General features: G+C 69.9%; 13 protein-coding genes. 4 read left to right on the top strand and 9 right to left on the bottom strand.

Features of this window, described 5'->3' with window-relative positions:
* Positions 1-228: 228 nt before the first annotated feature.
* From glcF to BKK80_RS17855, 6 genes are all read right to left on the bottom strand, one after another.
* On the bottom strand, positions 229-1473 hold the full coding sequence (glcF, locus tag BKK80_RS17880; protein ID WP_071015306.1) for a glycolate oxidase subunit GlcF: 1245 nt from the start codon (positions 1471-1473) through the stop codon (positions 229-231).
* Between the two features lie 51 nt (positions 1474-1524).
* Complete coding sequence (gene glcE, locus BKK80_RS17875) at positions 1525-2619, bottom strand: glycolate oxidase subunit GlcE (protein ID WP_071015304.1); 1095 nt, start codon at positions 2617-2619, stop codon at positions 1525-1527.
* Between the two features lie 58 nt (positions 2620-2677).
* Positions 2678-3595 (bottom strand): ion transporter, encoded by a 918-nt coding sequence (locus tag BKK80_RS17870; protein ID WP_071015301.1) that lies wholly within the window; start codon positions 3593-3595, stop codon positions 2678-2680.
* Positions 3596-3602: 7 nt separating this feature from the next.
* A complete protein-coding gene (locus tag BKK80_RS17865; RefSeq protein WP_071015299.1) occupies positions 3603-5093 on the bottom strand; it encodes an FAD-linked oxidase C-terminal domain-containing protein in 1491 nt (496 codons plus the stop codon).
* A 189-nt stretch (positions 5094-5282) separates the two neighbouring features.
* Positions 5283-6173, bottom strand: a complete 891-nt coding sequence (locus BKK80_RS17860) for a LysR substrate-binding domain-containing protein (protein WP_071015297.1) — start codon at positions 6171-6173, stop codon at positions 5283-5285.
* Positions 6174-6189: 16 nt separating this feature from the next.
* Positions 6190-7608 (bottom strand): FAD-binding oxidoreductase, encoded by a 1419-nt coding sequence (locus tag BKK80_RS17855; protein ID WP_071070371.1) that lies wholly within the window; start codon positions 7606-7608, stop codon positions 6190-6192.
* A 227-nt stretch (positions 7609-7835) separates the two neighbouring features.
* On the opposite strand from BKK80_RS17855, the gene BKK80_RS17850 reads away from it, so the two are divergent.
* The 4 genes from BKK80_RS17850 to BKK80_RS17835 all read left to right on the top strand — a co-directional run bounded on the left by BKK80_RS17850 (position 7836) and on the right by BKK80_RS17835 (position 14160).
* The gene (locus tag BKK80_RS17850; protein WP_071015291.1) at positions 7836-8387 is read left to right on the top strand and encodes a cob(I)yrinic acid a,c-diamide adenosyltransferase; all 552 of its coding nucleotides are present in this window, start codon (positions 7836-7838) and stop codon (positions 8385-8387) included.
* 197 nt (positions 8388-8584) lie between these two features.
* Complete coding sequence (gene dnaK / locus BKK80_RS17845; protein ID WP_071015289.1) at positions 8585-10522, top strand: molecular chaperone DnaK; 1938 nt, start codon at positions 8585-8587, stop codon at positions 10520-10522.
* 171 nt (positions 10523-10693) lie between these two features.
* A complete protein-coding gene (gene dnaJ, locus BKK80_RS17840; protein WP_071015286.1) occupies positions 10694-11830 on the top strand; it encodes a molecular chaperone DnaJ in 1137 nt (378 codons plus the stop codon).
* 584 nt (positions 11831-12414) lie between these two features.
* Positions 12415-14160, top strand: a complete 1746-nt coding sequence (locus BKK80_RS17835; RefSeq protein WP_236903754.1) for a chorismate-binding protein — start codon at positions 12415-12417, stop codon at positions 14158-14160.
* Between the two features lie 69 nt (positions 14161-14229).
* Here BKK80_RS17835 and BKK80_RS17830 read toward each other — a convergent pair whose 3' ends face one another.
* The 3 genes from BKK80_RS17830 to panB all read right to left on the bottom strand — a co-directional run bounded on the left by BKK80_RS17830 (position 14230) and on the right by panB (position 19044).
* Positions 14230-15126, bottom strand: coding sequence for a universal stress protein (locus tag BKK80_RS17830; RefSeq protein WP_071015280.1), 897 nt, complete (start codon positions 15124-15126; stop codon positions 14230-14232).
* Positions 15127-15170: 44 nt separating this feature from the next.
* Entirely contained in the window at positions 15171-17912 is a 2742-nt protein-coding gene (locus BKK80_RS17825; protein WP_071070367.1) for a cation-transporting P-type ATPase, read from the bottom strand.
* A 310-nt stretch (positions 17913-18222) separates the two neighbouring features.
* Entirely contained in the window at positions 18223-19044 is an 822-nt protein-coding gene (panB, locus tag BKK80_RS17820) for a 3-methyl-2-oxobutanoate hydroxymethyltransferase (protein WP_071015273.1), read from the bottom strand.
* Positions 19045-19133 lie beyond the last annotated feature (89 nt).

Genomic DNA, 19133 nt, shown 5'->3' with positions numbered 1-19133 from the left:
AGGGACGCGATCGGCGGATATGGTACTCCAGGGGGGGAGGGCTGGGCCTCGTTCCTGTGCCAATCGGTTGGCTTCGTCATGCGTGGCGCCTTGCTGGACCACCCCTCTCCCCAAGCCGCTCCTCGTACGGGGAGAGGGAGCCAAGACCTCGTGCTTGGCGCGTGGTGTTGGCGTATCTCGACGGCTTCGTCCCGCGTAACGGGCTTCGCGCCGCGCCGCCGTTTTCGCCTACCCCAGCACCCGGTCCACCAGCTCGATCCAGTGCATCACCGGCGTCCCGGTCCCACCTTGCAGGTGCGTGATGCAGCCGATGTTGGCCGAGACGATGGCTTCCGGTTCGCAGGCCTGCAGCTTGGCCAGCTTGTCATCGCGCAGGCGCAGGGACAGTTCCGGCTGCAGCACCGAGTAGGTGCCCGCCGAGCCGCAGCACAGGTGGCTGTCCGCGCATAGCCTGACCTCGATGCCGAGCCGGCCCAGCAGCGCTTCGACCTTGCCGCGGATCTGCTGGCCGTGCTGCAGCGTGCAGGGTGGGTGGTAGGCGACGCGCCGGCCTGCGCGCGGCACGGTGCCGGCCTGGGCCTGCAGTTCGTCGGCGAAATCGGGCAGGACCTCGCTGAGGTCGCGCGTCAGCGCGGAGACGCGGCGCGCGCGCTCGGCGTAGCGCGCGTCGTCGCGCAGCAGGTGGCCGTATTCCTTGACCAGCGCGCCGCAGCCCGAGGCGGTCATCACGATGGCTTCGGCGCCCGCTTCGATGTGTGGCCACCAGGCATCGATATTGCGCCGCATATGGTCGAGGCCGCCGGCGTGGTCGCCCGTGTGGTAGCGGATCGCGCCGCAGCAACCGGCTTCGCGCGCCGTCACCAGTTCGATGCCGAGGCGGTCGAACACGCGCGCGGTGGCGGCATTGATATTGGGCGACATGGCGGGCTGCACGCAACCTTCCAGCAGCAGCATCTTGCGTGCGTGGCTGCGACGCGGGCGCACGCCGGCGTCCTGCAGCGGCGGCACCTTGGCGCGCAGCGCGGCGGGCAGCAGCGGCCGCGCCATCTGCCCCAGCCGCAGCGCGGAGCCGAACAGCGCGGGACGCGTCAGGCCTTCGCGCAGGACCCAGCGCAGCGCACGCTCGCCGGCCGGGCGCAGCTTGCCGGCGGCGGCCAGCCGTTGTTCGACCACCTCGCGCCCGATATCGACCAGGCGGCCGTAGCGCACCCCCGACGGACAGGTCGACTCGCAGTTGCGGCAGGTCAGGCAGCGGTCCAGGTGCAGGCGCGTCGATTCGCTGACCGGCTGGCCTTCGAGCACCTGCTTCATCAGGTAGATGCGGCCGCGCGGCCCGTCCAGCTCGTCGCCGAGCAGCTGGTAGGTGGGGCAGGTGGCGGTGCAGAAGCCGCAGTGCACACACTTGCCGACGATGGACTGGGCTTCCGTGCCCTCGGGTGTGTCGCGGAGAAAATCGGCCAGGGTGATTTGCATGGTCTCGGTGCCGTGTGGGTCGGGGTCGGGCGCTTGCCGTCGGCGCGGGCCTCAGAGCCCGGGGTAGAGCCGCTGCGGATTGAAGATGCCGGCCGGGTCGAAGGCAGCCTTCAGGCGCGCGTGGATCGCTGCCAGCGGCGCCGGTTGCGGCGTGAACACGCCGACCGACTTGTCGCCGTTGCGGAACAGCGTGGCGTGTCCGCGCGCCGCCTGCGCGGCCGCGCGCACATGGGCTGCCGTGTCCGCGCTGTCATCGTCGGCCAGCCACCAGCGCTGCCCGCCGCCCCATTCCACCAGTTGCGCGCCGGGCAGGGCGAGTGGCGCGGCGGTGCCCGGTACGGCGATGCGCCACAAGGCGCGGCCAGCGGCGACAGGGGCGAAAAAGGCATGGCTCTGTTCGCGCAGTGCCTGCCACAGTGCGGCCGACTCGCTCTCGGCCACGGTCTCGCCGCCGAGCTGGGCGCAAGCCGCGCGCAGCGCCGCCTCGGCGCCCGACAGGCGCACGTGCAGCGCACCGTCGTGCCAGGCCGAGGCCGCGATCGGCAGCGGGCGGCCGCCCCAGGTATTGAGTGCATCGAGGGCTTGCTGCTGGTCGAAGGCGAAGCGCAGCGTGGTATCGGCGAAGGGGATCGGCAGCACCTTCAGTGAGACTTCCAGGATCAGGCCCAATGTGCCGAGCGAGCCGGCCAGCAGGCGCGAGACGTCATAGCCGGCCACGTTCTTCATCACCTGGCCGCCGAAGTTCAGCACCTCGCCGCGCCCGTCCATCAGCTGGGCGCCGAGGACAAAGTCACGCAGCGCGCCGACCGATTGCCGGCGCGGCCCCGACAGGCCGGCGGCCACGGCGCCGCCCACGGTCGCCAGCCCGGCGCCGGCATCGAGATGCGGCGGCTCGAAGGCCAGCATCTGCCGCTTTTCCGCCAGCGCCGCTTCCAGCTCCGCCAGCGGCGTGCCGCAGCGCGCCGTGACCACCAGCTCGGCCGGATCGTATTCGACGATGCCGCGCCATCCGCGCGTGTCGAGCAGCGTGCCGGCGGGGGCCTGGCCGTAGAAGTCCTTGCTGCCGCCGCCGCGCAGCCGCAGCGGAGTGCGCTGGGCGGCGGCCTGGCGGATGGCATCGCGGAAGGCGTCGAGCGAGGTATCCATGTGGGGTTGTCTCTGGTCTGGCTGTTCTGTTCTGAATGATGTGGTCGCCGCCGCGCCGCTAGGGCTTGCGCCCGGCACCGGCACCCGGCGGCGCCTGTATCCCGGCGTCATTCTGGTGCGGTGCCATCGCGCTGCCGCAGTGCTTGCAGAAATGCGCGTCGGCATCGTGTCCCTCGCTCAGGCAATGGGTGCAGGTGCGCGTGGTGAGGGGGCGCCGGATGATGGTCGCCGCCAGCTCCGCGCCGACGATGCCGGTGGGGAAGGCGATGATGCCGTAGCCGAGCAGGATGGTGAGCGAGGTGATGAGCTGGCCCAGCGGCGTCTTGGGCACCATGTCGCCGAAGCCGGTGGTGGTCAGCGTGACCACTGCCCAGTACATGCTGGTCGGGATGCTGGTGAAGCCGTGCTCCGGGCCCTCCACCACGTACATCACGGTGCCGAGGATCACGGTGATGATGCAGACGGTGCACAGGAACACACCGATCTTGCGGCGGCTGTTGGCCAGCGCCAGGTAGAGGACCTGCGCCTCCTCGAAGTAGACGGTCAGCTTCAGGATGCGGAACACGCGCAGCAGCCGCAGCAGCCGCACGTCGATCAGGAAGGCCAGCTCCGGCACGAAGAAGGCCAGCCAGGTCGGCAGGATGGAGATGAAGTCGATGATGCCGAAGAAGCTGAACACATAGCGCAGCGGCCGCCGCACCACCAGCACGCGCATGGCGTACTCGATGGTGAACAGCAGCGTGAACATCCATTCCAGCACGGTGAAGAAGGTGCCCAGGCGCTGGTTCACGGCCGCCAGGCTGTCGAGCACCACCACCAGCACGCTGGCCACGATGGCGCCCAGCAGCGCGATGTCGAACAGGCGCCCGGCGCGCGTGTCGGCCTCGAAGATGATGGTGTACCAGCGCTGGCGCCAGCCGGCCTCGGGCCTGCCCAGGCGCTGGCGCAGCATTTCCTGTTGCAACGGTCGGGACATGGTGGCGTCAGAAGCGCGGCAGGTCGGGGTGGGGCAGCAGCCCGCGGCGCACGTGCATCTTGCCGTACTCGGCGCAGCGCGCCAGGGTCGGGATGGCCTTGTCGGGATTGAGCAGGCGCGCCGGGTCGAAGGCCGCCTTGACGGCGAAGAAGGCTTCGCGCTCGGCCGGAGCGAACTGCACGCACATCGAATTGAGCTTCTCCACGCCGACGCCGTGCTCACCGGTGACGGTGCCGCCCAGTTCCACGCAGGCTTCCAGGATGTCGGCGCCGAACAGCTCGGCGCGGTGCCACTCGTCCTGGTCCGCGCCGTCGAACAGCACCAGCGGGTGCATATTGCCGTCGCCGGCATGGAACACATTGATGCAGCGCAGGCCGTACTTGCCCTCCATCTGCTCGATGCGCTTGAGCAGGGTGCCGATGTGCTTGCGCGGGATGGTGCCGTCCATGCAGTAGTAGTCGGGCGAGATGCGGCCGGCGGCGGGGAAGGCGTTCTTGCGTCCGCTCCAGAAGCGCAGGCGCTCGCTCTCGCTCTGCGACACGGTGATGCGGGTCGCGCCGGAGGCGCGCAGCACCTCGCTCATGCGTGCGATCTCCTCGGCAACTTCCTCGGGCGTGCCGTCGGACTCGCACAGCAGGATGGCGGCGGCATCGAGGTCGTAGCCGGCGTGCACGAATTCCTCGACCGCGGCCGTGGCCGGCTTGTCCATCATTTCCAGGCCGGCCGGGATGATGCCGGCGGCGATCACGTCGGCCACCGCATTGCCGCCTTTCTCCACGTCGTCGAAGCTGGCCATGATGACCTGGGCGAGCTGGGGCTTGGGGATCAGCCGCACGGTGACCTCGGTCACCACCGCCAGCATGCCCTCGGAGCCGATCAGCACCGCCAGCAGGTCGAGGCCGGGCGCGTCGGGGGCCTCGGAGCCGAATTCGACCACTTCGCCTTCCATGGTCACGGCGCGCACGCGCAACACGTTGTGCACGGTCAGTCCGTACTTCAGGCAGTGCACGCCGCCCGAGTTCTCGCTGACGTTGCCGCCGATGGTGCAGGCGATCTGCGAGGAGGGGTCGGGGGCGTAGTAGAGCTGGTGGGGCGCGGCGGCCTCGGAGATGGCCAGGTTGCGCACGCCGGGCTGGACCACGGCGGTGCGCGCGCGCGCATCCACGCAGACGATGCGCTTGAACTTGGCCAGCGACAGCACCAGGCCGTCGGCGACCGGCATGGCGCCGCCTGACAGGCTGGTGCCGGCGCCGCGCGGCACCACCGCCACGCCGAGCCGGTGGCACAGGCGCAGGATGGCCACCACCTGGTCCTCGGTATCCGGCAGGGCCACCGCCAGCGGCAATTGTCGGTAGGCGGCCAGGCCATCGCACTCGTAGGGCACGGTATCTTCCGGACGGGTCAGCAGCGCCGCGTCGGGCAGGATCGCGGCCAGGCCGTCGAGCAGCGCCTGGCGGGCGGCATCGGTCAGGGGCTTGGCTTCGTGCGGGGCATTCATGGCAACTCCTGTAGTGGCCGGGCGCGGCACGCCGTGTCCGGGAGCGCTGACTATAGCGCAGCCGCGCGCCGGAAACGCCTGCTGCAGACGTGAATTCGGCGCGGCAGGGCGATCAATTCCGTTCATGCCGGGGCGGCATGCCGGCCGCCGTCCCCAGGCATAGGCATGATAGGGCGGCAGGGCCGGGTTCTACCAGTCGAGGCCCAGCAGCCAGTCGACGAAGTAGCGGGCCTCGGGATTGAGCGGCGCCTGTTCGCGCTCGACGATGTAGTAGCCGTGCGGCGATACCGATTCGATGTCCAGCAGGCGCACCATCTGGCCGAGCGACAGCCACTGCTTGGCCATGCGCTGGCGCACCAGCGCCACGCCCTGGTTGGTGGCGATGGCTTCGAGCATCAGCCCGATGTCGTTGAACTGGGGCCCGGTCTGGGGTTCGGGCCAGTCCAGGCCGGCGGTCTCGAACCAGGGTTTCCACGGTTCCAGCGGGCTGCGCAGCAGCACCAGGCCGTGCAGGTGCTCCGGGCGCGTCACGGCGCGGCCGTCGATGCGCTCGAAGTATTCGCGCCCGCAGGCGGGAAAGACCGGTTCGACCAGCAGCCTGGTGGCCTTCAGGTCGGGATAGCGGCCGGTGCCGTAGCGGATCTCCACATCCGTGTCCTGGGCCTTGACGTCGAGCAGGGGGACGGCCAGGTGCAGTTCGATGTCGATGTGCGGGTACAGCGCGCCGAACTCTGGCAGGCGCGGCACCAGGTGCTGGCGTCCGAAGGTGGGCGGGATCGCCACGCGCAGGCGCGCGCGCTGCTTGTTGTACTCGGGGCGGGCCAGTTCGTTGAGCGACTTGAGCGCATCCTGCACATTGCGCAGGTAGCGCGTGCCGGCCGCGGTCAGGCGCAGCGCGGCGTTGGCGCGCACGAACAGGTCGTCGCCCCACAGCTCTTCGAGGTTCTTGATGCGGTGCGAGACCGCGCTGGGCGTGACGGACAGTTCCTCGGCGGCGCGCGCAAAGCTGCCCAGCCGGGCGGCCGCCTCGAAGGCGATCAGCAGGTGCAGCGGCGGGACGCGGTTGAACAGCGAAGCCATGGATGCGCGTGCTCCTTCAGCGCGAGGCGCGGAAGATCTTGCCGGGGTTCAGGATGTGCTTCGGATCGAGCGCATCCTTGATCGCGCGCATCAGGTCGAGCGCGTCCTCGCCGTGCTCGCGCACCAGGAAGTCCATCTTGTGCAGCCCCACGCCGTGCTCGCCGGTGCAGGTGCCGCCCATGGCCAGCGCGCGCTCGACGATGCGGCGGTTGAGTGCCTCGGCCTCTTCCATCTCCCGCGGCAGTGCCGGGTCGACCAGGATCACCACGTGGAAATTGCCGTCGCCGACGTGGCCGACGATGGGGCAGGGCAGCGAAGAGGCGCGCAGGTCGCGCTCGGTCTCACCCACGCAGTCGGCCAGGCGGGAGATCGGCACGCACACGTCGGTGGTCACCGCGCGGCAGCCCGGCTTGAGCTGCAGCATGGCGAAATAGGCATGGTGGCGTGCATTCCAGAGGCGGCTGCGGTCTTCGGGGCGGGTTGCCCATTCGAAGCCCTGGCCGCCGTGGTCGGCGGCGATCTGCTGCACCGTCTCGGCCTGCTCGCGCACGCCGGCCTCGCTGCCGTGGAACTCGAAGAACAGGTGGGGCAGCTCGGGCAGCGCCAGCTTGTCGTGCCGGTTGATGGCGCGGATGGCGAGCGGGTCGACGAACTCCACGCGCGCCACCGGCACGCCGAGCTGGATGGTCTCGATCACCGCCTGCACGGCGCTGCGCATGCTGGGGAAGGCGCACACCGCGGCCGAGATGGCCTCGGGCTGCGGGTAGAGGCGCACCGTGATCTCGGTCAGGATGCCGAGCGTGCCTTCGCTGCCGATGAACAGGCGGGTCAGGTCGTAGCCGGCGGAAGACTTGCGCGCGTGCGTGCCGGTCTTGATCACGCGGCCGTCGGCGGTGACCACCGTCAGCGCCAGCACGTTCTCGCGCATGGTGCCGTAGCGCACGGCATTGGTGCCCGAGGCGCGCGTGGCGCACATGCCGCCCAGCGAAGCGTCGGCGCCCGGGTCGATGGGGAAGAACAGCCCGCTATCCTTGATTTCCTGGTTCAACTGCTTGCGCGTCACGCCGGGCTGCACGGTCACGGTCAGGTCTTCGGCCTGCAGCGCGACGACGCGGTTCATCTGCGACAGGTCCAGGCTGATGCCTCCGGCCACCGCCAGCAGGTGGCCTTCGAGCGAGGAGCCGACGCCATAGGGGATCAGCGGCACGTCGTGGTCATGGCACAGCCGCGCCACCGCGGCTACCTCGTCGGTGCTGTGCGCGAACACCACGGCATCCGGCAGGGCGGGCGGGAACGGCGATTCGTCGCGGCCATGGTGCTCGCGCACGCCCGCCGAGGTGGAAAAGCGCTCGCCGAAGCGGGCCTGCAGGGCCTGGACGACAGCGGGCGGCAGCGGGCGGCGCGCCAGCGCGGCTTGCGGGGTGGGGTGGTTCATGCCGGTCTCCTGCGGGCCCGTTCCCGGCGCCCGCGCCGCCGGCAGCGGACCGGCGGGCGGCAGGGGCGCGGCCCGGTTTCGTCTGGGTGTCAATTTGTTTATTTTACGCCCCGGGGCCGGCGGCCCGGAGGCGGTGGCCGCGCCGGACTGCCCGCGCGACGCGAACGGCGCCATAATGTCCGGTTCACAAGCTATAGCGCGGCAAGCGCCGCAGGAGAGAGCAGAACATGGGCAAGCGCCTGACCAAGATCGTGACCCGCACCGGCGACGACGGCACCACCGGCCTCGGCGACGGCAGCCGAACCGGAAAGGACAGCCTGCGCATCGGCGCCATCGGCGATGTCGACGAACTGAATTCGCAACTCGGCCTGCTGCTGACCGAGGACCTGCCGGAGGCGGTGCGCGGGGCCCTGCTGCAGGTGCAGCACGACCTGTTCGATCTCGGTGGCGAACTGTCCATCCCGGGTTACCCGCTGCTCAAGGAGGCCCACGTGATCCGGCTCGACGAGTGGCTGGCCCATTACAACGCCGACCTGCCGCGCCTGGCCGAGTTCATCCTGCCGGGCGGCAGCCGGGGCGCGGCCCAGGCCCACGTCTGCCGTGCCGTCTGCCGCCGGGCGGAGCGCAGCCTGGTTGCCCTCGGTGCCGCCGAGGCGCTCAACGATGCGCCGCGCCACTACCTGAACCGCCTGTCGGACCTGCTGTTCGTGCTGGCCCGCGTGCTCAACCGGTCCGCCGGCGGCAGCGACGTGCTGTGGCAGCGCGCCCGGGATGAGTGACGAAAGGTCGACTTTGTTGCGCCGGGACTTCACGTCCGGGTTCCGGCGCGCGGCCTCCTGCCGATATCCCCGCGAAAAGTCGAGAAATTTAGTCGGAAAAACGCTGTAGACCCTTGAAAAGCCCCTGGGTGCCACAATTTCGGCCTCAGGTTGAATTGCAGCCGCGCGGATAGCGATGGCTCAATAGGAGAGAATAAATGGGTAAGATCATCGGTATCGACCTCGGTACCACCAATAGCTGCGTGGCGATCCTGGAAGGCAACACTCCCAAGGTCATCGAGAATTCGGAAGGCGCCCGTACCACCCCGTCGATCATCGCCTACATGGAAGACGGCGAGATCCTGGTGGGCGCGCCGGCCAAGCGCCAGGCGGTCACCAATCCGCGCAACACCCTGTATGCGGTGAAGCGCCTGATCGGCCGCAAGTTCGAAGAGAAGGAAGTCCAGAAGGACATCGGCCTGATGCCGTACTCCATCGTCAAGGCCGACAACGGCGACGCATGGGTGTCGGTGCGCGAGCAGAAGCTGGCGCCGCCGCAGGTCTCCGCCGAAGTGCTGCGCAAGATGAAGAAGACCGCCGAGGACTACCTCGGCGAGCCGGTGACCGAAGCGGTCATCACCGTGCCGGCCTACTTCAACGACAGCCAGCGCCAGGCCACCAAGGACGCCGGCCGCATCGCCGGCCTGGACGTCAAGCGCATCATCAACGAGCCGACCGCGGCCGCGCTGGCCTTCGGCCTGGACAAGAACGAGAAGGGCGACCGCAAGATCGCCGTGTATGACCTCGGCGGCGGCACCTTCGACATCTCGATCATCGAGATCGCGGACGTGGATGGCGAGAAGCAGTTCGAAGTGCTGTCGACCAACGGCGACACCTTCCTTGGCGGCGAGGACTTCGACCAGCGCATCATCGATTACATCATCGGTGAGTTCAAGAAGGAGCAGGGCGTCGACCTGTCCAAGGACGTGCTCGCACTGCAGCGCCTGAAGGAAGCTGCCGAAAAGGCCAAGATCGAACTGTCGAGCTCGCAGCAGACCGAGATCAACCTGCCGTACATCACGGCGGATGCCTCGGGTCCGAAGCACTTGAACCTGAAGATCACCCGCGCCAAGCTGGAAGCGCTGGTCGAGGAACTGATCACGCGCACCATCGAGCCTTGCCGCATCGCGATCAAGGACGCCGGCATCAAGGTCAGCGACATCGATGACGTGATCCTGGTCGGCGGCATGACCCGCATGCCCAAGGTGCAGGAGCAGGTCAAGGAGTTCTTCGGCAAGGAAGCGCGCAAGGACGTCAACCCCGACGAGGCCGTGGCCGTCGGTGCCGCGATCCAGGGCTCGGTGTTGTCGGGCGACCGCAAGGACGTGCTGCTGCTGGACGTGACCCCGCTGTCGCTGGGCATCGAGACGCTGGGCGGCGTGATGACCAAGATGATCGGCAAGAACACCACGATCCCGACCAAGCACGCGCAGGTATTCTCGACCGCCGACGACAACCAGCCCGCGGTGACCATCAAGGTCTACCAGGGCGAGCGTGAGATGGCCTCCGGTAACAAGCTGCTGGGCGAGTTCAACCTCGAGGGCATCCCGCCGTCGCCGCGCGGCACGCCGCAGATCGAAGTGTCCTTCGACATCGACGCCAACGGCATCCTGCACGTGGGCGCCAAGGACAAGGCCACCGGCAAGGAAAACCGGATCACCATCAAGGCGAACTCGGGCCTGTCGGAAGACGAGATCCAGCGCATGGTCAAGGACGCCGAGGCCAACGCCGAGGAAGACAAGAAGGCCCGTGAGCTGGCGGATGCCCGCAACCAGGCCGATGCGCTGATCCACTCGACCCGGAAGGCGGTCACCGAGTACGGCGACAAGCTGGAAGCCGGCGAGAAGGAAAAGATCGAGGCTGCCGTCAAGGAACTGGAAGATGCGGTGCGCGGCGGCGACAAGGCCGACATCGAGGCCAAGATCAACGCCCTGTCGGAAGCCAGCCAGAAGCTGGGCGAGAAGGTCTACGCCGACATGCAGGCCAAGGCCGGCGAAGGCGCCGCGGCCGGTGCGGCCGGCGCGCAGCAGCAGGCGCAGCCGCAGGACGACAACGTCGTGGATGCCGAGTTCAAGGAAGTCAACGACAAGAAGTAAACGGGACCGCGGGTGCGGCGCGGGCTGGGCGCCCCGCCGTGACCCGTCCCGACGCCGGGCGACGGACATCGGACCAAGCGGGTGACCGCCGTCGGATGCCTCGCTCGGCTTTTTTGCTATTCGCCCGGTGCGCGCGTCTTGCGCACCCGGCCACTCAGGTAAGCAGCCACCATGGCAAAACGTGACTATTACGAAGTGCTCGGGGTGGGTAAGAACGCGAGCGACGAAGAGATCAAGAAGTCCTATCGCAAGCTCGCGATGAAGTACCACCCGGACCGCAATCCGGACAGCAAGGATGCCGAGGAGAAGTTCAAGGAGGCCAAGGAGGCCTACGAGATGCTCTCGGATCCGGAAAAGAAGGCCGCCTACGACCAGTACGGCCACGCCGGCGTCGACCCCAATATGGCGGGCGGTTTCGGCGGCGGCCAGGGCTACGGCGGCTTCGCCGAGGCCTTCGGCGATATTTTCGGCGACATCTTCGGCCAGGGCGGCGGCGGCCGCCGCGGCGGCGGCGGCCCGCAGGTCTACCGCGGCGCCGATCTGCGCTACAGCATGGAGATCACGCTGGAGCAGGCCGCGCACGGCCACGAGGCGCAGATCCGCGTGCCGCACTGGGACGAGTGCGACCGCTGCCACGGCAACGGCGCCGAGCCCGGCACCAATGTCGAGACCTGCCCGACCTGTAACGGCGTGGGCCAGGTGCGCGTGTCGCAGGGCTTCTTCAGCATGCAGCAGACCTGCCCGAAGTGCCACGGCAGCGGCAAGCACATTCCCAAGCCCTGCACCAAGTGCCATGGCCAGGGCAGGCTGAAGTCGCAGAAGACGCTGGAGGTCAAGATCCCGGCCGGCATCGACGAGGGCATGCGCATCCGCTCGTCCGGCAACGGCGAACCTGGCATCAACGGCGGGCCGCCGGGTGACCTGTACGTGGAAGTCCACATCAAGCCCCATGCGGTGTTCGAGCGCGACGGCGACGACCTGCATTGCCAGATGCCGATTTCCTTCGCTACCGCGGCGCTGGGCGGCGACCTGGAAGTGCCCACGCTGGGCGGCAAGGCGACCTTCCCGGTGCCCGAAGGCACCCAGGCGGGCAAGACCTTCCGCCTGCGCGGCAAGGGCATCAAGGGGGTGCGCTCCGGTTATCCGGGCGACCTCTACGTGCATGTCGCCGTGGAGACGCCGGTCAAGCTGACCGAGGCGCAGAAGGACATGCTGCGCCAGTTCGACCGCTCGGTGCACGAAGGCGGCTCGCGCCACAGCCCGCAGGAGCAGTCCTGGCTGGACAAGGTGAAGAGCTTCTTCAGCTGACGGCTGCGGGGCCGGTCCCGTGGCAACAAGGCCGCGCGCGAGCGCGGCTTTTTTTTCGCCTGGCGGATTCGGCTGGCGCCGGTGGTCGTGCCGCGCGGCTTGTGACCACTCTCCCGCCGGCCGGCCGTGACGGCTGGGGCCACACCGTTGGCTTCGTCCCTATGCTCGCGCGCTGGAGCACATCGTTGGCTTCGTCTATACGTGGCGCCTTGCTAAACCACCCCTCTCCCCCGCCCTCTCCCGCTTGCGGGAGAGGGGCTGGGGGAGAGGGCGGGCGTCGGTCGGCCGCGGCGGCCGGGATCACTCTTTCGGCTCGACTGCATCCGGCCTTTTCCCCGGCCGACGCCGCTTGGCGCGATAATGGCGCTTCGCCTCCCCTGTCTCCCTCACCGTCGTTTTCCGCCGTGGCAGTTCCCCCGCTTTCCTCCCTGCTTTCCGCGTCCGAACCCTTCGTGCTGCTCGACGATGCGGCCGCCTCCCCTGGCGCGGCACCGGGCCGGTCCTCGCGCCTGTACACCGGTTTCGTGCGCGAGGACCGCATCGAGGTCGCGCAGGCGCTGGACCGCCTGGGCGCGCTGGACACCATGCTCGCGCAAGGCTGGCGGCAGGGTTGGCATGCGGCGTTGTTCGCGCCCTACGAATTCGGCGGGCCGCTGGTCGGCGTGCCCGTGCATACGGGCCAGGACCTGCCCTTCCACGATGGTGCCCTGCGGCTGCTGTGGTTCCGTGCCATGCAGCGCCTGCCGGCGGCCGATGTCGACGCCTGGCTGGCCGGTGCAGGCGCTGGCGGCGGCGCGCCCGCAGGCGTGATGCAGGTCGCCTCCGATACCTCGCGGACCGCCTTCGAGGACGCCATCGCGCGCATCCATCAATGGATCGAAGCCGGCGACACCTACCAGGTCAACTACACCCAGCGGCTGCGCTTTTCCGCCTTCGGCGCGCCAGCCGCGTTGTTCGCCGGGCTGCGCGCGGCGCAGCCGGTGCCATACGGCGTGCTGGCATGCCTGCCCGGCGACGGCTGGGTGCTGTCGCTGTCGCCCGAGCTGTTCGTCAGCCACGATGGGGCGGGCAGCCTGCTGGCCCGGCCGATGAAGGGGACCGCTCCGCGCACGGGCGACGCCGCTGGCGACGCGGCCGCCGCGTCGGCGCTGGCCGCCGATGCGAAGAACCGCGCCGAGAACGTGATGATCGTCGACCTGCTGCGCAACGACCTGGGCCGCATCGCCGTGCCCGGCAGCGTGGCGGTACCGGACCGCTTCACCGTGCAGCCCTTCGGGCGCGTGCTGCAGATGACCTCCACCGTGACCGCGCGCGCCCGCGCCGGCACCTCACTGGCACAGTTGCTGGGCGCGCTGTTTCCCTGCGGCTCGATCACCGGCGCGCCCAAGCGGCGCACCATGCAGATCATCGCCGAACTGGAGCCGGCTCCGCGCGGCCTCTACACCGGCTCGGTCGGCTGGATCGACCCGCCCGCCGCAGCGGCGGGGCAGGGCAGCGGCGACGGGATCGGCCCGTTCACGCTGTCCGTGGCGATCCGCACGCTGGTGCTGGGCGCACCCGGCGCCGACGGCCTGCGCCGTGGCGAGATGGGCGTGGGCGGTGGCATCGTGCACGACAGCGTGGCGGCCGACGAATATGCCGAGTGTGGCTGGAAGGCGCGCTTCCTGACCGCATACGATCCGGGTTTCACCCTGTTCGAGACCTTGCGCGCGAATGGCGGGCAATGCCTGCGCCTGGCGCGGCACCTGGAACGGCTGGCGGCGTCGGCCGCCTGTTTCGGCTTCGCCTTCGATGCCGCAGCGGCAGCGCAGGCCGCCACCGCCGAGGCCGTGCGCCTGGGCGCCGGGGACTGGCGTGTGCGGCTGGCGCTGGACAAGGCCGGCTCCCTGCAGGTGACGAGCGGGCCGCTGGCCCCGCTGGCCATGGAGGAAGGCCGGGTCTGGCTCGACCAGGCTCCCGAGCCCCTGGCTGGGGCCGATCCCTTGCGCCGCCACAAGACCAGTGCACGCGCGGTCTATGACGCGGGCTGGCAGGCGGCCGAGCGCGCCGGCGCTTTCGATCGCCTCTTCTTCAACCAGCGCGATGAACTGCTCGAGGGCGGGCGCAGCAGCGTCTTCGTCAAGGTCGACGGACGCTGGCTGACGCCCCCGCTGGCCGCGGACATCCTGCCCGGGGTCATGCGCGCCGTGGTGCTGGAGCAGGGCGATGCCCTGCTGGACGGCCCGGCTGCCGAAGGCGTGATCACGCGCGCGATGCTGGCGCGCGCGCAGGCGCTGGTGGTGGTGAACTCACTGCGCGGCGTGCTGCCGGCACGCCTGAAACCGGCCTGAAACCCGCCTGAAACCGGCCTGGATCCGTTCCGAACCCGGCCGGACCGGGCCAAGCGGCGTCGCACAGACTCAGTCGGCCGCCGCGCGCGGCCGATGCACCACCAGTGCGTCGCACGGCAGGCAGTCGAGCAGCCGTGCCGCGGTGCTGCCGAGCAGCGCGCTGGCCAGTGCGCCGCGACCCTGCGCGCCCATCACCACCAGGTCGGCTTCGTGCCGGCGCACGTGCTGGGTCAGCAGCAGCTCCAGCGCACCGCGCAGGATCACCGGGCGCACCCGCGTCGAGGCGGGCAGCTTGCTGTCGGCGAGGAAGGCGGCGCAGGCATCCTGTTCCGCCTGCGGGATGCCGCGCGCCGGCGGCGCGGTGTCGGCCATTCCGGAATAGGGCTGCTGGTAGGCGTGGAAGACGGTCAGCTCTTGTCCGGGGAACAGCCGCGCGGCGCACCGCAGCGCATCGCGCGAGGCCGGCGAGAAGTCGCAGGCGACCACGATTTCGCGATAGGGGCCGTGCGGGCGGTTGCGCACTACCAGCAGGGGCTGCGGCAGGCTGCGCGCCAGCCGCTCGACGCTGGAGCCGAGCAGGAAGCGTCCCAGCAGCTCGAAGCGCGCCACGCCGGTGACCACGAGGTCTGCGCCGGCCGCGTCGGCCATGTCCCGGATGCCGGCCGCCACGTCCTTGGACTTCGCTATCTGCATGTCGGCCTGCACCGGCAGGCCCGCCAGGTCGCGCGCGAGCTGCTGGCGGGCGATGCGCAGCGCGTCGCCCGCGCCGGTGCCGGCGGCCCAGGCCAGGGCCTGGTCCGGATGCGCGGCGGGATCGAGCACGTGGCCGACCAGCAGGCCGGCCTGCCACTGGCCGGCGAGCTGGGCGGCACGGTCGAGCGCGCGGTCGCAGCGCGCGGAAAGGTCGGTCGCCAGCAGCAGGCGGGCGGGGAATGGTGTCGGGTCGGGGGCGGTGGACGTGGTCATGGCGTTCTCACGGGTTTGGAATGCCGGCAGGCGCGGCACGGCGCTCAGCGGGTTGCCAGCCGCCGGCCGACCGGCAGGCGGCGGATCACGGTCTTCTCCAGCTCCGAGCCGCAGAACACCAGCAGCCCGGCGCCGATCGCCTTGGCCCATTCCAGCGCGCTCAGGTCGGTCGAGCCGAATACGGTCTGCATGACCGGCAGGTGGGTGTAGGCGAGCTGCAGCGGCACGCAGGCGGCGATCGAGGCCAGCACGTAGGGGTTGCCGAACAGGCCCTCGCGGCTGATCACGGTATGGAAGATATGCCGGCTGTTGAGCAGGTAGAACATCTCGGCGGCGACCACGGCGTTGACCGCCATCGTGCGCGCCGTCTCCAGGCTGGTGCCGTCGGCCAGTTCCCACAGGAACAGCCCGAGTGCGCCGGCCATCATCAGTACCGACACCATCAGTACGCGCCAGACGAAGAAGCCCGACAGCAACGGCTCGCCGACCGGGCGCGGGCGCCGCGCCATGAGGCCCGGCTCGGCGGGCTCGAAGGCCAGCGCCAGGCCCAGCGCGCTGGAGGTGACCATATTGATCCACAGTACCTGGGCCGGGGTCAGCGGCAGCGGCAGGTCGAACAGGATGGCCGCGATCACGATCAGGGCCTCGCCGCCGTTGGTGGGCAGCATGAAGAGGATGAATTTCTTCAGGTTGTCGTAGACCGCGCGGCCTTCGCGCACGGCGCGCGCGATGGCGGCGAAATTGTCGTCGGCGAGCACCACGTCGGCGGCCTCCTTGGCGGCCTCGGTACCCTTCAGACCCATCGCCACGCCGACGTCGGCACGCTTGAGCGCGGGGGCATCGTTGACGCCGTCGCCGGTCATCGACACCACCTGGCCGGCCTGCTGCAGCGCCGCCACCAGGCGCAGCTTGTGCTCGGGGCTGGCGCGCGCGAACACGTCGACTTCCATGGCCACGCGGCGCAGCGCGGCGTCGTCCATCAGCGCCACCTCGCTGCCCGTCAGCGCCGGCTTGCCGACCCCGATGGCGAGTTGCGCGCCGATCGCGCGGGCGGTTTCCGCGTGGTCGCCGGTGATCATCTTGACGCGGATGCCGGCACGGTGGCATTCGTCGACGGCGCGGATGGCTTCCTCGCGCGGCGGATCGATGATGCCGACCAGGGCCAGCAGCGTGTAGCCGCTCTCCATGTCGGCAAAATCCAGCCGCGCGTCCGCCGGCGCGGCGCGCTTGCAGGCCAGCGCCAGCAGGCGCAGGCCCTGGGCCGCGGTGTCGGTGGCCATGCGGCGCCAGTAGTCGACATCGAGCGCGTGTTCGCCATCGCCATCCCACTGCAGGGCGCACATGTCGAGGATGCGCTCCGGTGCCCCCTTGGCCAGGATCCACGGTGCGCCGCCGGCATCGCGGTGGTAGGTGGCCATGAAGCGGTGCTCGGATTCGAAGGGGATCGAATCCAGCCGGGGCCAGCTCTCGCCGGCCGACTGCTGCGATAGTCCGGCCTTGCTGCCGGCGACCAGCAGCGCACCTTCGGTGGGGTCGCCCTCCACATGCCACAGGCCGTCCTCGTGGCGCATGCGGGCGTCGTTGCACAGCACCCCCGCACGCAGCGCCATCGCCAGTGCCGGCGCGTCGCCGGGATCGACCGCGCGGCCGTCGACGCGGAATTCGCCGTCGGGCGCGTAGCCCACGCCGCCGACGTCATAGACGCGGCCGGCGCAGACCATGCGCTGCACGGTCATCTCGTTGCGCGTGAGCGTGCCGGTCTTGTCCGAGCAGATCACCGTCACCGAGCCCAGCGTCTCCACCGCCGGCAGGCGCCGCACGATGGCGTTGCGCCGCGCCATGCGCTGCACGCCGAGGGCCAGCGTGACCGTCATGATGGCCGGCAGTCCTTCGGGGATGGCCGAGGCCGCCAGCGCCACCACCATCATGAACATTGCGGCCGGCGCGTGGCCGCGCCAGGCGATGCCGGCCACGAACGTCAGCGCCGACAGCAGCAGGATGGCGATCGCCAGGCCACGGCCGAAGCGGTCGATCTGGCGCAGCAGCGGCGTGGCCAGGTTCTCGATGTCGCCCAGCATTCCGTCGATCTTGCCCAGCTCGGTCGCCCCGCCGGTGGCCACCACCACACCGGTAGCCTGTCCGTACACCACCAGCGTGCCCGAGTAGGCCATGCCGAAGCGGTCGCCCAGCGGCGCATCGGCGGCCACCGGCGTGGCGCTTTTCTCCACCGGCAGCGATTCGCCGGTCAGTGCGGCCTCTTCCACGCGCAGTTCCTTGACGGTCAGCAGACGCAGGTCGGCGGGTACGCGGTCGCCCGAGGCCAGGGCCACCACGTCGCCGGGAACCAGCGCTGCCGCGTCGATCTCGCGCCGTGCACCGTCGCGTACCACGGTGGCGTGTGGCGACAGCATGGCGCGGATGGCATCGATGGCCGCCTCCGCCTTGCCTTCCTGGATGAAGCCGATGCCCGCGTTGACCAGCACCGCCACCAGCAGCACGCCGGCATCCACCCAGTGGCCGAGGATGGCCGAGATGACGGCCGAGGCCAGGATGACGTAGAGGAGGATGTTGTGGAATTGCAGCAGCAGCCGCATCAGCGGGCCGCGCCGCTTGGGCGGCGCCAGTCGGTTGGGACCGACCTCGGCGAGCCGCCGCGTGGCCTCCGTGTCGGTGATGCCGCCGGCCGGGTCCGTACGCAGCACTCGCGCGACTTCCACGTCGGACAGGGTGTGCCAGGGGGGTGGCGTCGGTACCGGGTCGCAGTGGCCGGCAGGGGGATCAGTCATAGAATCAGGGCCTTGTCGGGGTCCTGGCGGACCGGTTTCCCAATTGCGGTATGAGTGAACTGCCCGGCCATCTTACCGTGGCCCCTTGCGGCGGGAACTGCGCTGCATCAAGAAAGCGGACGACAAGGAACCTGGCCGGTGCCCTTGAAAGTGCGTGACAAGTAACTTTCTTGGCGGCACGGCGGGCGGGAGATGGCTGCCCTTGCCCGGAGGGGGCGGGCGTGGAGGGGGTCGCTGAAGGCGGGCTGCGGCCGGCCATGTCCGGCGGGCCGCGGCCGGGGAGCCGGGGCATGGCCCCGGCGCGGGGGCGTCAGGCGGAGAAGGTGTGTTCGACGGCGGGGAAGCTGCCGTCCTTGACCGCGGCCACGTAGGCGCGTACGGCAGCCTCGATCGAGGTCTGGCCATCCATGAAGTTGCGCACGAACTTGGCTTTGCGGCCCGGGTAGATGTTCAGCATGTCCTGCAGCACCAGCACCTGGCCCGAACAGTCCACGCCCGCGCCGATGCCGATGGTGGGGATGGTCAGCTGCGCCGTGACCTCGGCCGCCAGCTTGGCGGGTACGGCTTCCATCACCACCAGCTGGGCGCCGGCGGCCTGCAGCGCGGTTGCATCGCGCCTGAGCTGTTCGGCGCCGGCGTCGGTCTTGCCCTGCACCTTGAAACCGCCGAAGGCGTGGACCGATTGCGGCGTCAGGCCGATATGGGCGCACACCGGGATGCTGCGCTCGACCAGGAACTTGACCGTCGGCGCCAGCCATTCGCCGCCCTCGATCTTGACCATCTGGGCACCGGCGCGCATCAGCGCGACGGCGCTCTCATAGGCGGCCTCCGGGGTGGGATAGGTGCCGAAGGGCAGGTCGGCCACCAGCAGCGCGGTCTGGTTGCCACGCGCCGCGCAGGCGGTGTGGTAGACCATGTGCTCGAGCGTGACGGGCAGCGTGGTGGTCTGGCCCTGCATCACGTTGCCGAGCGAATCGCCGACCAGGATCACATCGACGCCGCAATAGTCGAGCAGCGCGGCGAAGCTGGAATCGTAGGCGGTCAGCATGACGATCTTGTCGCCGGCGGCGCGCATCGCCTGCAGCGCGGGGACGGTGACGGTCTTGCGGGAGGGATCGAGGAGATAGCTCATGGCATTGCCTGTCTGCAGCGATTGCCGGTGCGGCGGGGCGGGCCGCCGGGGCGCGGTGCGCTCCGGTCCGTAAGGTTGCCTGCCGGCGA

The organism is Cupriavidus malaysiensis (assembly GCF_001854325.1).
In the GTDB taxonomy this organism is placed as follows: domain Bacteria; phylum Pseudomonadota; class Gammaproteobacteria; order Burkholderiales; family Burkholderiaceae; genus Cupriavidus; species Cupriavidus malaysiensis.
The sequence above is the reverse complement of the archived record's forward strand: the minus strand, read 5'-3'. Positions and strand labels throughout refer to the sequence as shown.

What these genes read in the sequence shown, in the direction of transcription:
- glcF (WP_071015306.1), bottom strand. Translation starts at nt 1,473, where the DNA reads ATGCAAATCACCCTGGCCGATTTTCTCCGCGACACACCCGAGGGCACG.
- glcE (WP_071015304.1), bottom strand. Translation starts at nt 2,619, where the DNA reads ATGGATACCTCGCTCGACGCCTTCCGCGATGCCATCCGCCAGGCCGCC.
- BKK80_RS17870 (WP_071015301.1), bottom strand. Translation starts at nt 3,595, where the DNA reads ATGTCCCGACCGTTGCAACAGGAAATGCTGCGCCAGCGCCTGGGCAGG.
- BKK80_RS17865 (WP_071015299.1), bottom strand. Translation starts at nt 5,093, where the DNA reads ATGAATGCCCCGCACGAAGCCAAGCCCCTGACCGATGCCGCCCGCCAG.
- BKK80_RS17860 (WP_071015297.1), bottom strand. Translation starts at nt 6,173, where the DNA reads ATGGCTTCGCTGTTCAACCGCGTCCCGCCGCTGCACCTGCTGATCGCC.
- BKK80_RS17855 (WP_071070371.1), bottom strand. Translation starts at nt 7,608, where the DNA reads ATGAACCACCCCACCCCGCAAGCCGCGCTGGCGCGCCGCCCGCTGCCG.
- BKK80_RS17850 (WP_071015291.1), top strand. Translation starts at nt 7,836, where the DNA reads ATGGGCAAGCGCCTGACCAAGATCGTGACCCGCACCGGCGACGACGGC.
- dnaK (WP_071015289.1), top strand. Translation starts at nt 8,585, where the DNA reads ATGGGTAAGATCATCGGTATCGACCTCGGTACCACCAATAGCTGCGTG.
- dnaJ (WP_071015286.1), top strand. Translation starts at nt 10,694, where the DNA reads ATGGCAAAACGTGACTATTACGAAGTGCTCGGGGTGGGTAAGAACGCG.
- BKK80_RS17835 (WP_236903754.1), top strand. Translation starts at nt 12,415, where the DNA reads ATGCTCGCGCAAGGCTGGCGGCAGGGTTGGCATGCGGCGTTGTTCGCG.
- BKK80_RS17830 (WP_071015280.1), bottom strand. Translation starts at nt 15,126, where the DNA reads ATGACCACGTCCACCGCCCCCGACCCGACACCATTCCCCGCCCGCCTG.
- BKK80_RS17825 (WP_071070367.1), bottom strand. Translation starts at nt 17,912, where the DNA reads ATGACTGATCCCCCTGCCGGCCACTGCGACCCGGTACCGACGCCACCC.
- panB (WP_071015273.1), bottom strand. Translation starts at nt 19,044, where the DNA reads ATGAGCTATCTCCTCGATCCCTCCCGCAAGACCGTCACCGTCCCCGCG.